The organism is Nonomuraea sp. NPDC049378, assembly GCF_055586745.1.
Genome location: NZ_JBVJHP010000016.1, coordinates 186017 through 199854 on the forward strand (window position 1 = coordinate 186017; position 13838 = coordinate 199854).

The following is a 13838-nucleotide window of genomic DNA, read 5'->3' on the forward strand; positions in this document are numbered from 1 at the left end:
CGGTGGGCCGGGCCGTGCAGCCGGCAACGAGCGCGCCGGAGTGAGAGCAAAGGCAGCGGCCGGGCTGCTCATCGTCCTGGCGGTCCCGGCCGGGCTCGCGGCGGGGCTCGGCGCGCTGTGGGCCGCCGCCGCGGCGAGCGGCAACCGATACATCGCGCTGGCCGTGGCCGCGCCGGTGCTGGCGGGCGTTGTCTGGTGGTCGTGCCGGTCGGCGCTAGGCCGAGTGGCGGGCTCACAGGTACGGCGCTGGGTGCCGATCGCGGTCGCCGGGGCCGAACTGGCGGCCGTGGCGGTGCCCCTCGCGGGCCTGCTCTTCGGCGGGTCGCCGTACCGGCCGATCGTGGCCGGGCCCGGCACACAGTACTGGGACCTGCCGACCGGCTCGCGCATCGCCTACACGCGCACCCCCGCCCAGGGCGAGCACCAGGACACGCCGGTGATCCTCGTGCACGGTGGGCCGGGCGCGCCGGACGCCGAGCCGTCGCCGCTCGCACCCGCGCTCGCCGCCGCGGGCTTCGACGTGTACGCCTACCACCAGGTGGGTGCGGGCCTGTCCAGCCGCCTGTCCGACGTGCGCGGCTACACGATCGCCCGGCACGTGGCCGACCTGGACGCCGTCAGGTCCGCCATCGGCGCCGACCGCGTCGTGCTGGCCGGTGTCTCCTGGGGCGGTCAGCTCGTCGCCTCCTACCTGGCCGCGCATCCCGACCGGGTGGCCCGCGCGGTCGTGGCCTCGCCGGGAACCATGTGGTCTCCCGCCTTCCCGGACAATCGGCAGATGACGGAGGGCGGGCTGCGCGACCAGAACCGGGTGGTGTGGGAGCACCCGCGCTTACTGCTGGCGCACGTGCTCATGGAGGTCGCGGGGCCACGCACCGCCCACGCCCTCCTGCCGGACGACGCGGCGGACGGCGACTTCGAGTCCCTCGTCGGAGGGCTCGACATGCGGGCGGGATGCCCCGGCCGGCCGCTGCGGGTGCCGCAGCCGGGGTTGGGCTTCTGGGCCAACGCCATGACCTCGCGCGACGCCGGCCGGGTCGCCGACCCCCGGCCCGCGCTGCGCCGGATCAACGTCCCCACGCTGGTGCTGCGCGGCTCATGCGACTACCTGGCGCCCGAGGTCGCCCGCGAGTACGCCGACGTGCTGCCGAACGCCGTCTTCCGCGCGATCGACGGATCCGGCCACGACATCGCCCACGACCGGCCCGGCGAGTACGGGGAACTGGTCACCGCCTTCCTGCGCGGCCAGATCACGCGTTGAGCGGGACGAGCACGGCTTGCCTGTTCGCCCTCGCGGACCGCCATGACCACGTAGTTCTGACCGCGCCGGATGACGGACCCCCGGCAAAAAAGGTCTCGCTGTTCTGCGGACATCTGCTCACCCGCTAAGAGGCCCACATCGGCAGTCTGGCGGCGTACAGGCACGCCTGAGACCCCGCGCCGGAAGATGCCTGCTGGGACACCCTGGTCTGTCCCAAACCGAGGGATTTCTGGCCTCGCATTCTGCCGTAGCGGCTCGCGCCCATCGGTAGGGTCTCTGTCACGTGCCGGTCACATCATTTGCCCGGACGGCACGACTTCAGTGCCGGCATGGCTGAGACAGGGTATGCGGAATTTTGCTGCGCGATTTCCGAACGAAACGCATGGGTGATTCCCCGGCCGGGCGCTGGCATGCGTGCACAACGGAAAGGGGTGTTCATAAAGAAGGTCGTTATCGGATCTTTGCCTGCGGCGGTCGCCGTGGTGGGGGTGCCTGGGATTGCGGCGGTGCACGCCGATTCCCGGTCGTCGTCGGCTGCGGGGGTCCTTCTGCCTTTGAAGGCATGACAATTACGGGGGCGGCGCAGTCTGTTTCAAGACAGGTGACGGTGACCTGAGGAACAATCAATGGCATGGCACCAGTCGGTCGGTCGACAACGGTGCGGGTTCGTTGAAGATCCACACCAGATACTACGTTCATTTGGATGAAGCAGGAGCGATAACCAGTCGGACTATATCGCCAGGCCGTACTCCGAGGACACCGACCTGACGAAGAACTCCGGTCAACAATCCTTCGACGACAAGGCCAGTAAGATCCTCTTCCGCAATTACGGATGAGGAATATCGTTTCAGGTGGGATGGATTGCGTAGCGTTCGTGGAATCGGTACGGCGGGCCGTGTCCGGGCGGTGATCGAGGATGGCCGTCTCGAATCGATCGACCTCCACGCGCGGTCGATGCTGCTGGCTCCGGGGAAACTGGCGGAGCACGTGCTGGCCGCCGTCAACACCGCGCTAGAGGACTTCGCCGCTCGGTCCACCGGCCAGACCCCCGTTCCGATGATCGATCCACTGGCCGTGGCCGGGCAGATGCGGGAACTCCGCGACGAGGTCGGGGAGCGGATGTGGGTCCTCACGAACGCGATGCAGGCGAGCGCTGACCAGCTCCGGCGGGAGGCGGACGTCGCCTCCGACATGCCGGTCATGGACTTTCGGCACACGTTCGACGAGGTGATCGACCTCCTGGAGACCATCGGCGGCGTGCCAGACAGCGAGGCGGACGAACTGCTGGGCGAAGGGACGGGCGGCCGGGGCACGGTCCGGGTGATCAGCGGGCCGGGTCCGAGACTCGTGGCCGTGACCATTGACCAACGGGCGATGCGCACGACACCGGAGCTGAGCGGATACCTGGAGCAGGCGGTCAACCAGGCGATGGACGAGGCGGCGGTGAGGTCTCGCGAGCACCGCGGAGCCGTCGGCGCCGACCCCGATCTGATCGAGGCGCGAATCCATGGTCTGCGGGAATCGGGCATGGCCCACATGCGATCGTACGGGGAAGCGCTGGCCGCGTTCATGTCGAGCATCGCTCGCGGGTGATGACGGAGAGAAGACGCTGCATGGAAGCTGAAGTAGACCTCGACCACGCGCAGTTCGGCCGGTCCACCGAGGGCCTCGTCAATGTCGGCCAGCAGGCGTCAGCCCTGGCTCAGGCATTTGTAGAGGATGTGAAGTCCTACGGGCAGCCGTGGGGGATGAACAATGCCCTCGGCCAGACGATCGGCATGTGCTACGAGACCGCACTGGGATTGATTGAGGAATGTACCCGGAGCAATCTGGATGATTACCACGGCTATCCTCAGGGCCTGCAGTTCATGACCGCTCAATACCAGTCGGCCGAAGCGGAGTCCGCCTCCGCCATCGACAGTGTGAGGGTGTAGTGGGTCTTGGACTTCCCGAAGGACAGCTCGCCGCGATCGAGGCATTCCTCGGCTGTGTCTTTCCTGACGGCGACGAGAACGCCTGCATGGAGTTGGGCAAGGCGCACGATCTGCAGGCCGGTCGGCTCCGCGAGTTGCTGGCCGACGGAGACGGCCATGTGAAGGCCCTTGCGGCCAGCAGCCGGGGGGAGGGCGTCACCGCCTTCACGGAAGACTTCTCCCACCCCGAGGGAGCCAGCAACAATCTCACCGACGCAACGACCGGAGTGCGTGCCGCCGCTCTCGGGCTGCACGCCGGCGCGCTGCTCGTGCTCGCGCATAAAGCCTTCACACTGTACTACTACGCGCTGGCCGCAGCTGCGCTCGTGTCCGGCGGGGGTATGGCGGCGCCCGCCGTCCAGCGGACATTCCGGCTCGCCATCGACCGGATGACCAACACCGCCGCCAACGCCGTCTTGGCCTGACCGCGCCGCTGTTGGTTGCCGGAATCGAAAGAGGTGTGATGATCAGCGAAGCTGGCGCGCGGGCACTTCTGGAGCGCTATCTGAACAGCGTGTACATCGACGGGCCGCCAGGCGATGGGATCGTGGTGAACGCCGCCGCAGTGGAACGTGCGTACGGTTGGGTGTTCACCTATACGACGGCGGCGTTCCGCAGGACAGGAGATTATCGTCACGCTTTGGTGGGGGCAGGCCCCGTACTCGTGCTGCGGGACAGCGGACGCATCATAACGTTCCCCTCGTACCTGTCCCGCAGTCAGGCGATCGCGGAGTACGAGGCTGACCCGCAGAAGTTCGCCACGGGTCAGGAATGAGCCGCATCATCTTTCCTCGCCGGGTGATATGGGTTGAGTAGGTTCGAGGTACGGCTGCCACCCGGCCTCTTCCGACCGGTGGGGTTGTTTCTGCGGCCGGGTAGGGGGACGCCAGACGAGAGATACTACGAGACATACTTCATCCACTCGTCGGGCGTGAACACCGGGGTGGCCCGGCGCCCGGTCCAGGGCGTCGACTATCGCCCGCCCGGCGTGGCGTACCTCAAGGACGCACCGCACACGGCGCAGGATCTGGCGCGCCTGGCGAATGCGCATGCCAAACTGAAGCTGCTGATGACCATGTTCCCGAACGGCGTTCCTCAAAAGGCCAGCGACATGCTCCTCCCGTTTATGTACGTCAACCCGCTGAAGGGGACGAATAACTGCGTCGAGGTATCGTTGGCTGTCAGGTCCCTTCTTCTCGGGGATGCCAGGGTCGCAGGGCGCTCTCCAGGGAATACTTTATATACCTTTCCGATAGCGGGTCCCCAGGCGATCGAGAAAGAGCTGCTGGATGCCGGGCACCGTGCCCAGGGGATGGTGCAAGTGCTATCCGGTGGTAGAGGTCACGCCTTCAACGCGATCAACCTCGATAACAAGGTGTGGTGGATCGATGGTCAGTCCTCGGTGATAGGAGACGCCACCAGTTTGGACGCAGAAGAGTGGTGCTTCACTCTGACCGATCGAGGGCTGCACTAGAAACAGCACCTGCTGGTGTCGACCTCAGCTCCCGTCGAGAGCTTGGACGCTGGATGGGTGAGCATCCGGCCATCCGGGACTTTCAGTTCATCGCCTCAGAACCGGTGACCAACGCGCTGGTCCACGGGGGACGCAGGGCTGTCGTGCGCCCGTTGTGGATAACTCGACGTCATCCACAGAACGTCGCTCCACTTGCTCTCGCTCACCCGCCGTCCCAGATCCTGAGCGCCTCACCGCTTCGAAACGTCCGGAGGCCGCCCATGAAGATCACCCTGCCCCTGCCCCGCACGCTGACGTCCCGGTTCGTCGTGGTTATGGAGCACACGCGGTTCGACGTCGACGCGTTCCTGCCCTGGCGCGTCGCCGGCCCTCACAGGAAGGCCGTGATCGTCGCGATGCGCAGCCGGGCCCTGACCGCGACCTACCATCCGACCCCGTGGAAACCGACCGGCGCCAACCTCGGCGACGAGGAGAGGCGTCGCCTTCGGCGGGCGAAACACCATGTCGTGGTGTCCGCCACGGCGCCCCCGCACCTGCTGCCCGCGAGTGCGCAGGCCGCCAGGGCCGCGGCCAGAGCCCTGGCGCGCGAGTGCGACGGACCGCTGATCGACCCCTTGACCGGTGCGGCCATCCTCACCTGCGGGCAGTGCGCCGGCGAGCCCGCGGCGTTCCACCTCAACGACGACTGGCTGGCCTGGGACGTCCGCACGCACGAGGTCGCCGCCTGCGCGCCCTGGGATCCCGGTGACACCTCCTGCCTCCGGGTGACCTCGCGCGGCCTGCGCCGCTTCGCCCTGCCCGAGATCACCCTCGACGGCGCCGCCTGCGCGCACAACCTGTGCGCCACCAACCTCCTGCGCACGGTGGCCAGCCGCCTGGTCGCCGACCACCTGGCCCACCTCACCGCCCACCCGGGGGCAACCGAGCGCCGGATCGACGACTTCCTCCAGATCCAGTCAGGCGACCAGCCCGACGGTGGTTGCCCCTTCGGCGTCCGGCTGACCCCTTACGAGGCCGACGCCGTGGGCCCCGCGGGGGTCCGGCGGTTGAAGGTCGGTCCCGCGCCCGGCACCGGCCAGATCACCTGCCTCAAGGTCGGGCCGCCCCTGGGCTTCACCGGCTCCACCAACGACTGGCTCTGCGCCACCCAGAGCACCGCCCACGCCTCCCTGACGAGCATGCACCCTCCGTCCTCCACCCTCGCCGCGTGACGACCCCTTGCCGGGTGGCCCAGGTGCTCCTCGCGTGACGGACTCTTCTGGGTCGGCCCGGGTGCTCGTCGTGTGACGGGCCCCTTCGCGGCGGGAGCCAGGTTGCCGCCGCCGACGTGGCCGGTCGCCTCGGGTTCTGTGATGGATCAGCGGCTGAGGATCTGTCTCATGACCCCTTCCAGGGTGGCCGCCGGGTCCTCGACGGGGTCGGGCGAGCGCCAGGCCACATAGCCGTCGGGCCGGACGAGCACGGCGCCGCCCCTGTTGACGCCGTACACCTCCTGGAACCGTCCCGTCACGTCCATGAGCTCGGCGTCGAGGAGCAGCCGCGTGAGCTGCACGCCGAGCCGTTCCTTGACCTGGCGGCCGGCGTCCACCCAGGCCTGGCCACCCTCCTTGGCGGCCAGCAGCACGAAGCCGGAGCCGAACAGGTCGATGGTGGAGATGCGCTGCCCCTCCCAGTCGAGCACCACGTGCGGGGCCCGGCTGCCGGGGCGCCCGTGCGGGACACGGGGGTCCTCCAGGATCGAGCCGTCGTCGCCGGGTTCGTTCAGGATCGCCGTGGAGTGGTAGCGGTGTCCGATCAGCCAGGCCGCGGTGTCCTCGAAGGGCTCCGGATAGCCCTCGCGGGCGCCGGGAGGCATGCGGACGCCCAGGTTGGCGAGCTGGGCGTCGGCGGTCATGGAGCCGATGGGGCGGCGTTCGGCGTCGTACGTGTCGAGGAAGTCCTGACCTGCCTGGCCCGTGACGACGAGCCACAGCCGCCAGGCCAGGTCGCAGCCGTCCTGAAGCGCCGTGCTGCCGCCCTGCCCGCCGGTGGGCGGCATGGTGTGGGCAGCGTCGCCGGCGAGGAACACCCGGCCGGCGCGATAGGTGTCGGCGAGCACGTGCCCCAGGTCGAACGTCGTCCTGTCCAGGATGCGCACGTCGAGATCCGGTCGCCCGGTCGCGATCCGCACCAGCTCGGCGCAGCGCTCGCCGGTGAAGTCGGCCGCGCTCTCGCCTTCGGCGTGGTTGACGCCCAGCACGTGCGCCCCCACTCCGGTGCCGGTGAGGATGGCGCCGGTGAAGACGTCGTTCTGCAGATACCAGAGCGTGACCATACGATCCTCGACGAGCCCGGTCAGGTCGGCATCAAACATGATCGAGCACATGGTGCCCAGCACGCCCTTGCCCGAGGTGGGCACGCCGAGCATCCGGCGTACGGGGCTGCGACAGCCGTCGGCGGCCACCACGTAGTCCGCCCGCACGACGCGCTCCCCGTCCTCGCCGCGGATCAGCGCCGTGACGCCGTCCTCGTCCTGGTCGAGCGAGACCAGCTCGGTGGAGAAGCGCAGGTCGGCGCCGAGTGCTTCGGCCCTGCGCCGCAACACCCGCTCGATCTCGGCCTGGGGTGCGCCGACGTTCGCCACGGGGGTGATGTCGGTCAGGAAGGCCAGCTCCTCGACCTCGTCCTCCATGATCATGTGCGGATCCGGGTCGCGGAGGTCCCTGGCGATGGCGATGCGCAGGTTGTCGCCGATGCCTGCCCAGATGTCGCTCAGTTCCTGCTCGATGCCCGGCACGGGGCGGAGCAGCTCGATCGCCCGCGGTCCTACGCCGAAGGCCTTGGGCTGGATGGAGGTGTCCGGGTGCCGTTCGACCAGGATGACCGGCACGCCTCGCCAGGCCAGGAGCGCCGCCGCGCTCAGCCCCGCATACCCGCCGCCGACCACGAGGATCGGCACCCGCTCTCGCTCCATTGCCCGCCACCTCCGTAACACGTACTATCGCGTTGGTGGGCAACACGATATGTCGCGTCCGTTGGATGGTCAAGATATATCTCGAAATGCGCGCCGTTCCGGTCAGCGCTTGGTGTGGTGGACCTCCGTGCCCTTGTCGGTGAAGACGAGCGCGGCGTAGGCGTTGACACGATCGGGCGCGACCCCCACATCGGTGCTGACGGTTCGTCCGGTACGCGCGTCGATGACGAACGCACCCTCTTCGCCCTTGGCATAGGCCAGGTCCTTGAAATCGGCCTCAGCGGTGGCGTTCCAGTCGTCCGGGCCGTCGCCCGCCGACCGGCGCCACAAGACCTTGCCGGCGTCATCCACCGCCAAGGCCCCGTCCTGCTTCGAGGCGCACAGATCGACGGTGCCGCCCTCGCCGCGATCGCATCGCATGCGCTTGGTCAAGCCGCCCTGCTTGGACAGGACGATGTCGCCGGTCGCAAGCTCGATCAGCTGTCCCTTGTCGCCGTCATCGTCGAGCTTGGCCAAGGGGCCGCCGGTCTCCCTGATCGCCCAGGTGGTGTTGGCCGGCACCTCCTTGTGCCACAGGTCGCGGCCGTCTGGGACGGCGATACCGGCCATCACATAGTTGTCGTCCGCATTTCGGTGAAACCCCAGCAATGCGCCGTCGTATCCCCCGATCATCCAGAAGCCCGCACGCTGCCACAGAAGGCGGGGCTCATCCAGGGAGACCGCGAAGGTGCCCGCCGAGTAGCCGTCCTCCGTCCAGGTGACGGCCGCCGCGCCGTCAACGGCCGACACCAGGAGTGCGCCCAGCTTGCCCGTCGGTTCGCCATAGACGTCCACGGGCAGCCGCCAGATCGGCTTGCCGTCGTCCGCCCGTGCCGCGATCACCTCGAACCCTGCCTGGGCTGAGCCCTCGCCCCGCGGAGCGAGCTTGACCGGCACGACGGTGATCATGGCTGGCGCGCCGCCGATCTGGACCGGCTCCGGCGTCGACACACGGCTTCGTATCATCTCGGCCTGCTTCTGGCTCAGTTCGCGGGGCGCAGGCATGTCATACGTGGGCGTGTTCTCGGTGGTGATGTCGGTGACGGCCTTACCCGAAGCCAGGTCGTACACCGTCACGCCAGAGGCGTGCGAGAACCACGCTGCGCGCCCGTGCAGGGCGACGGTGGGGACGCCCTTGGGGCCGGTCGGCAGGACATGGGCGGCTTCGTCGTCGAACGCCAGGGGGGCCGCGGCGTGTGGGTCGCCACTGAGGTCGAGAGCCTTGTGGGCGGGCGAGACCGGCGGCGAGTCGCTGGCCGCAAGGTCGCCGGGTGCCCCGGTCGGGCTCGCGGTGCACGATGCCACCAGAGTCGCTGCGGTCAAGGCGATGACAACGTCACGAACCGGTCTTCGCATCCGTACCTCCGAGTTGCTGACCTGATCTCCAGCGGTGACCAGGCAGGCATTTCTGGCGACGGCACATTGAATCACCCGTGGGCCGGGACCGGTCCGACGTCGAAAGGGGTAACCGGCCCCGGAAGTAGCGGCCGTACGGTCATTTCCCGCCGAGCAGCCGGAGCAGGCTGACGCGGAGCGCCTCGTCCGCCTCCGCGGCGGTCAGGCGTCCGGCAGTGCGTTCTTCGCTCGCGGCGTGGCCCAGCGTGATGGTGGCCGCGACCAGCCAGTCGACCGGTAGGCGATCGTCGAACTCCCCGGTCCGCACGCCGCGCTCGATGACGAGCTTGAGCCGGTCGGCGACCGCCGTGTGCCGCGCCTGGTCCTCTCCCGGAGGAACGGGCAGCGCGGCGAGCTTCTGCATCAGCACGGGATAGCGCCCGGCCGTCCTGGCGCCGGCGTCGATCAGCCGCAGCAGCGCGTCCGCGGCCGGCCCCGTGCCGAGGTCCGCGGCGTCCATCTCGTCCACGGCCTCCTCGGTGAGCCGGTCGAGCACCGCCGCCAGCAGCCGCTGGCGCGAGGGGAAGTGGGCGTAGACGGTCTGGCGGGTCACGCCCGCGGCGGTGGCGATGGCGTCGACGCTGGCGTCGGGCCGGGCGTTGAGCAACCGGATCGCCGCGTCCAGGATGGCCGCCCTGCTGCGTCGGGCGTCGGCGCGGCGAGTGCGGCCCGGGGATGAACTCATTTCTTACATGTTGCCAAAGATAATCAACTATGTATAGCTTACATGCTGTCAAACTTATCGCGGACAGGAGTCCCCATGCGTCCATGCAGCGACAGCGACCCCGCAGAGTTCATCACCAAGTTCTTCACCTCCTTCTCCGAAGAGCTCCTGCGCGACGACGAGGATCCAGCGGAAATCGTGGACCGCTACCACACCACGGACATCATCGAGATAGCAGACGGCCACCGGATGGACCGGGACAAACTCATCGCGCACACCCGCCCGGTGCGCAAGAACCGGCCCAGCAGCCGTATGGAGGTGCACGAGGCGGTGGCGGACGGCGACCGGATCGCCGCGCGCTACACGTTGCATGTACAGCAGCGCAAGAAGGAGTTCGCTATGGAGGTGTACTTCTTCGGGCAGTTCACCGACGACGGGCGGATGCGCAGGTCGCACATGCTCACCCGCACCGTCCAGGCCGGAGGGAAGGGCGACCAGGCGACGGCGCTCGGCAACCAGGACGCGCCGGCGTGACCACGAGCACCTACACCGTGATCGGCATGGCGTGCGGGCACTGTGCGGACGCCGTCACCGAGGAACTCGAACGTGTCCCCGGCGTCACCGCCGTGAGCGTGGACGTCGAGGCGGACCGGGTCTCGGTGACCAGTGACCGGGAGCTGGAGCTCGCGCATGTGCGCGCCGCCGTCGAGGAGGCGGGCTACGAGCTCACCGCCCCCCGTGTCTGAGCCTGCCGGACCTGCCGGCGTCTCCCGAGCCTGGAGGTCTCGATCGTCGGCAGCTCCGACAGAGCCACGACCTCATCTGACAGTGGCCGCCGCCGACGATGCCGCAGCATGATGATGCGGGGTCCGGGGCGACGAGTTTCCCTGGCGATGGCGATGCGCAGTTTCCTGACGGGGTTCCGAGCGTGTCGATCGTCACTCTTCGCCCGAGCGCACGTCCGGGCCCGGGCCGGGGAGAGCGTCGTCGTTCGTGTCCGTGCTCTGTTCGAGGAGGTGGTGCAGGCGCTGCAGGACGCGTAGCTGTGCCGGGTTGTAGAGCTCCGCTGCCGCAAGTGCCATCGCGTTTCCGGCCAGCTCCGCTCCTCGTGGCGAATCCGCCACCGGGTCGTTCGACCACGGGTGCTCTTCCCGCATCTTGCGGACAGCCGGCAGGATGCGCTCGGCAAGCCGGTCGATCGTGGCATCCCCGGCGTCCGGGGGAAGGGCTTCGAACTCCTCGCCGGTGTCGTCGCGCACGGCGACGATCCGGCGGAATTCCTCCAGGCCCTCCTCGCTGAACACCGTTGAATAGACCATGAACAGGGACCGGTTCGTGTCGGAGAGCTCTTGGGAGAGAGGAGCGAATCCGGGCGGCACATGGAGCGGCGCGCGGTGGCGCAGGATGACGGCCAGCTCCGCGCGCACGCGATTGAGCCGTTCGATCGTCGCCGCCAGCTCGGCGTCCAGCGCCCGGATCGCCTCGTCCGGTTCCTGGTCGGCCCGTCCCATAGCCGCGACCTGCGACAGCGGCACCCCAAGGTCACGCAACCGCTTGATCTGCAACAGCCGGATCAGGTGCGCGACCTTGTACTGCTTGTACCCGTTGGCCGCGCGCTCGGGCACCTCCAGCAGCCCGAGCTCGTGGTAATGCCGGATGGCCTTCACCGTCGAGCCGGCAAGATCGGCTAGTTGCCGGGTGCTCCACGCCATTCTCCGCCTCCCTCTCGTGCACGGCCGGCCACCGCGTCTTAGTCCACACCATGCCCCAGGGGCACACTCAAGCTCGGTGACCGGTCGTGTGGCACCCCTTGACCGTGTCCCAAGGGCACGCTGTTAGGTCGGTGTCAAACAGCACGTTCACGACCTTCGCGGTGCCGCGCACTGGACGTGAGCCTGCTCGGGCATCCGGCCCCATCCCCTGTGGACCGGCACCTTCGACGATGGAGAACGTCCATGTCATATCGCAAGCCACCAGCCGTCGTCATGAGCGTCGCGGCGCTGACGCTGCTGCTCGGCGCCTGCGCAGACCAGGCGGGCGGCCAGGTGGGCGGCAGGTTCGGCCCCTCCGGCACCGGTCAGGCCGGCCGGCAGCCCGCCCTCTCCGCCACCGGCCTGGACCGCTTCTACGCGCAGAAGCCGACGTTCCAGCCGTGCGACGCGCCGAAACCGACGCCGGACGCGCCGGCCGTCAAAGCCGAGTGCGCGCGGCTCAAGGTGCCACTCGACTACCGGAACCCGAAGGGCAAGCAGGCGGAGCTGGCGCTGCTGCGCGTCCCCGCGCGCGGCAAGGACCCGATCGGGTCGCTCCTGGTGAACCCCGGCGGCCCCGGCTTCCCCAGCACGGAGCACGCGGCCCTTACCGCCGCCGCGTGGGCGACATCGCCGATCACCGAGCGCTTCCATATTGTCGGGTTCGACCCGCGCGGCGTCGGCGCCTCGAAGCCGGCGCTCGACTGCTTCACGAATGCCGAGCGCGAGCGCGACGTGAAGCTCTCCTCGATCCCCGCCGGCGTGGACGACTGGACCAGGCAGGAGACCCGCCGGCTCGTTCGGCAGTGCGCCAAGCGCTCCGGCGGCAAGCGGGTGCTCGCGCACGTCGGCACCCGCGACGCCGCGCGGGACATGGACGTGCTGCGCCAGGCCCTGGGCGACGAGAAGCTCTCCTTCGCGGGCTCCAGCTACGGCACCCGGCTCGGCGCCGTGTACGCGGAGATGTTCCCGAAGAAGGTACGCGCGCTGGTGCTCGACGGGGCGATGGATCCGCTGAAGGACACCTACGAGCGACGCGTCCAGCAGGCCACCGGAATGCAGCGCTCCTTCGAGCGCATGGCCGCGTCGTGCGCCACCAAGCCGGACTGCCCGCTCGGCACCGACCCCGGCCGCGCAACCAAGGTCTTCCAGAAGCTCGTCCGGCCGCTGATCGACAAGCCGGCGCGGACGTCCGGCGGGCGCGGGCTGACGTACGGACAGGCGGTCGAGGGAGTGATCTTCGCGATGTACGGCGAGGCGCTCTGGCCCGCCGCGATCGCGGGCATGGCCGAACTGGAGGCCGGCAAGGGCGACACCCTGCTGAAGCTGCGCGACACCTACCACGGGCGGACTGCCGGCGGCGCCTACTCCGACTCGCTCGAAGCCACGATGGCGATCAACTGCCTGGACGAGGATCGCCACACGCCGGAAGAGGAGACCGCGCTGAACCGGGCGTGGTTCAAGGCGGCGCCGTTCTCCGACCCCGGCCGCCCGATCAAGGAGGCACGCGACGGCTGTGAGTACTGGCCGGTCAAGCCGACGCTCGGCTACCCGTACGCCACCGGCATCAAGGGCCTGCCCGACACGCTGACGGTCTCCGTCACGGGCGACGCCGCGACGCCGCACGAGGGCGGCATCAACCTGGCCAGGACGCTCGGCGGCAGCCTGCTCACCGTCGAGGGCGAGCAGCACGGTGCCCTCCTGGCCGGCAACGCCTGTGTCAACAAGACGGTGGCCGCCTACCTCATCGACCTCGAGTCCCCGGCCGAAGGGGCCCGGTGCAAGCTCTGAGCCGCTGACGTCGTCCTTCGGCCGTGATCATTATCGTCCAGACGGCCGGAGCGCCCTCCAGACCGATCCGGCCGCGACGGTGGGCTCAGGAGAGGTGGTGTTCCAGGGACTCCAGTTTCGACGTCATGCCGTCCGTGACACCCTCTCTGAGGTCGGCCTTCAGCACCAGGCTCACGCGGGGTGCGACCTCCGCCACCGCGTCCACCGCGCGCTTGACGACGTCCATCACCTCGTCCCACTCGCCCTCGATCGTGGTGAACATGGCGTCGGTGCGGTTGGGCAGCCCGCTGGAGCGGACCACCTGGACGGCACGGGCGACGGGCTCGGCGACCCCTTCGCCGACGCCGAGCGGGGTGATGGAGAATGCGACGATCACTATGTGCCTCCTGCGGTGAACCCGGGGACCTGGTCAGGAGCCGCTCCTGCTCCTTCACGCTCGGCCTGCCGGGGCCGGCTGAGCCGGCGAGATCCCGATCGTAGCGGCAGCTTCGCGAAGAGCCACGACGCCGTCGAACGCCGTGGCCGCCGCTGACCGTG

General features: G+C 69.0%; 15 protein-coding genes. 10 read left to right on the forward strand and 5 right to left on the reverse strand.

Going from position 1 to position 13838, the window contains the following annotated elements; translation table 11 throughout:
- Positions 1-40: 40 nt before the first annotated feature.
- The 7 genes from ACZ6SA_RS32385 to ACZ6SA_RS32415 all read left to right on the forward strand — a co-directional run bounded on the left by ACZ6SA_RS32385 (position 41) and on the right by ACZ6SA_RS32415 (position 5919).
- Positions 41-1261, forward strand: a complete 1221-nt coding sequence (locus tag ACZ6SA_RS32385) for an alpha/beta fold hydrolase (RefSeq protein ID WP_465832478.1) — start codon at positions 41-43, stop codon at positions 1259-1261.
- 906 nt (positions 1262-2167) lie between these two features.
- Positions 2168-2854 carry a hypothetical protein gene (locus tag ACZ6SA_RS32390; protein WP_465832480.1) on the forward strand — a complete coding sequence of 229 codons (687 nt, stop codon included), beginning with the start codon at positions 2168-2170 and terminating at the stop codon, positions 2852-2854.
- A 20-nt stretch (positions 2855-2874) separates the two neighbouring features.
- Complete coding sequence (locus ACZ6SA_RS32395) at positions 2875-3195, forward strand: hypothetical protein (protein ID WP_465832482.1); 321 nt, start codon at positions 2875-2877, stop codon at positions 3193-3195.
- Entirely contained in the window at positions 3195-3659 is a 465-nt protein-coding gene (locus tag ACZ6SA_RS32400) for a hypothetical protein (RefSeq protein WP_465832484.1), read from the forward strand. Before ACZ6SA_RS32395 ends, ACZ6SA_RS32400 begins: the two co-directional genes overlap by 1 nt.
- 38 nt (positions 3660-3697) lie before the next feature.
- On the forward strand, positions 3698-4009 hold the full coding sequence (locus tag ACZ6SA_RS32405; protein ID WP_347643760.1) for a YrhB domain-containing protein: 312 nt from the start codon (positions 3698-3700) through the stop codon (positions 4007-4009).
- A gap of 156 nt (positions 4010-4165) precedes the next feature.
- Positions 4166-4708, forward strand: a complete 543-nt coding sequence (locus ACZ6SA_RS32410) for a toxin glutamine deamidase domain-containing protein (protein WP_465832486.1) — start codon at positions 4166-4168, stop codon at positions 4706-4708.
- Positions 4709-4968: 260 nt separating this feature from the next.
- A complete protein-coding gene (locus ACZ6SA_RS32415) occupies positions 4969-5919 on the forward strand; it encodes a hypothetical protein (protein ID WP_465832488.1) in 951 nt (316 codons plus the stop codon).
- A gap of 146 nt (positions 5920-6065) precedes the next feature.
- Here the strand turns inward: ACZ6SA_RS32415 and ACZ6SA_RS32420 are convergent, their stop codons facing one another.
- From ACZ6SA_RS32420 to ACZ6SA_RS32430, 3 genes are all read right to left on the reverse strand, one after another.
- Positions 6066-7661: an FAD-dependent monooxygenase gene (locus ACZ6SA_RS32420; protein WP_465832490.1), complete on the reverse strand. Its 1596-nt coding sequence runs from the start codon at positions 7659-7661 to the stop codon at positions 6066-6068.
- A gap of 102 nt (positions 7662-7763) precedes the next feature.
- On the reverse strand, positions 7764-9056 hold the full coding sequence (locus ACZ6SA_RS32425) for a hypothetical protein (protein WP_465832492.1): 1293 nt from the start codon (positions 9054-9056) through the stop codon (positions 7764-7766).
- Positions 9057-9195: 139 nt separating this feature from the next.
- Positions 9196-9780 (reverse strand): TetR/AcrR family transcriptional regulator, encoded by a 585-nt coding sequence (locus tag ACZ6SA_RS32430; RefSeq protein WP_465832494.1) that lies wholly within the window; start codon positions 9778-9780, stop codon positions 9196-9198.
- Between the two features lie 75 nt (positions 9781-9855).
- Between ACZ6SA_RS32430 and ACZ6SA_RS32435 the strand changes: the two genes are divergently transcribed.
- Positions 9856-10293, forward strand: coding sequence for a nuclear transport factor 2 family protein (locus ACZ6SA_RS32435; RefSeq protein ID WP_465832496.1), 438 nt, complete (start codon positions 9856-9858; stop codon positions 10291-10293).
- Positions 10290-10505, forward strand: coding sequence for a heavy-metal-associated domain-containing protein (locus ACZ6SA_RS32440; RefSeq protein ID WP_347643767.1), 216 nt, complete (start codon positions 10290-10292; stop codon positions 10503-10505). The genes ACZ6SA_RS32435 and ACZ6SA_RS32440 overlap by 4 nt, the downstream gene beginning before the upstream one ends.
- A 192-nt stretch (positions 10506-10697) precedes the next feature.
- Here the strand turns inward: ACZ6SA_RS32440 and ACZ6SA_RS32445 are convergent, their stop codons facing one another.
- Positions 10698-11471, reverse strand: coding sequence for a helix-turn-helix domain-containing protein (locus tag ACZ6SA_RS32445; RefSeq protein ID WP_347643768.1), 774 nt, complete (start codon positions 11469-11471; stop codon positions 10698-10700).
- A 243-nt stretch (positions 11472-11714) separates the two neighbouring features.
- Between ACZ6SA_RS32445 and ACZ6SA_RS32450 the strand changes: the two genes are divergently transcribed.
- A complete protein-coding gene (locus ACZ6SA_RS32450; protein ID WP_465832499.1) occupies positions 11715-13301 on the forward strand; it encodes an alpha/beta hydrolase in 1587 nt (528 codons plus the stop codon).
- An 85-nt stretch (positions 13302-13386) separates the two neighbouring features.
- On the opposite strand, the gene ACZ6SA_RS32455 is transcribed toward ACZ6SA_RS32450, so the two are convergent.
- Positions 13387-13677, reverse strand: a complete 291-nt coding sequence (locus ACZ6SA_RS32455; RefSeq protein WP_347643770.1) for an MTH1187 family thiamine-binding protein — start codon at positions 13675-13677, stop codon at positions 13387-13389.
- Between the last annotated feature and the right edge of the window lie 161 nt (positions 13678-13838).

Excerpts from the sequence above, each read along its gene's own strand:
- ACZ6SA_RS32395 (WP_465832482.1), top strand. The coding sequence starts at position 2,875 with ATGGAAGCTGAAGTAGACCTCGACCACGCGCAGTTCGGCCGGTCCACC.
- ACZ6SA_RS32405 (WP_347643760.1), top strand. The coding sequence starts at position 3,698 with ATGATCAGCGAAGCTGGCGCGCGGGCACTTCTGGAGCGCTATCTGAAC.
- ACZ6SA_RS32415 (WP_465832488.1), top strand. The coding sequence starts at position 4,969 with ATGAAGATCACCCTGCCCCTGCCCCGCACGCTGACGTCCCGGTTCGTC.
- ACZ6SA_RS32420 (WP_465832490.1), bottom strand. The coding sequence starts at position 7,661 with ATGGAGCGAGAGCGGGTGCCGATCCTCGTGGTCGGCGGCGGGTATGCG.
- ACZ6SA_RS32425 (WP_465832492.1), bottom strand. The coding sequence starts at position 9,056 with ATGCGAAGACCGGTTCGTGACGTTGTCATCGCCTTGACCGCAGCGACT.
- ACZ6SA_RS32430 (WP_465832494.1), bottom strand. The coding sequence starts at position 9,780 with ATGAGTTCATCCCCGGGCCGCACTCGCCGCGCCGACGCCCGACGCAGC.
- ACZ6SA_RS32435 (WP_465832496.1), top strand. The coding sequence starts at position 9,856 with ATGCGTCCATGCAGCGACAGCGACCCCGCAGAGTTCATCACCAAGTTC.
- ACZ6SA_RS32445 (WP_347643768.1), bottom strand. The coding sequence starts at position 11,471 with ATGGCGTGGAGCACCCGGCAACTAGCCGATCTTGCCGGCTCGACGGTG.
- ACZ6SA_RS32450 (WP_465832499.1), top strand. The coding sequence starts at position 11,715 with ATGTCATATCGCAAGCCACCAGCCGTCGTCATGAGCGTCGCGGCGCTG.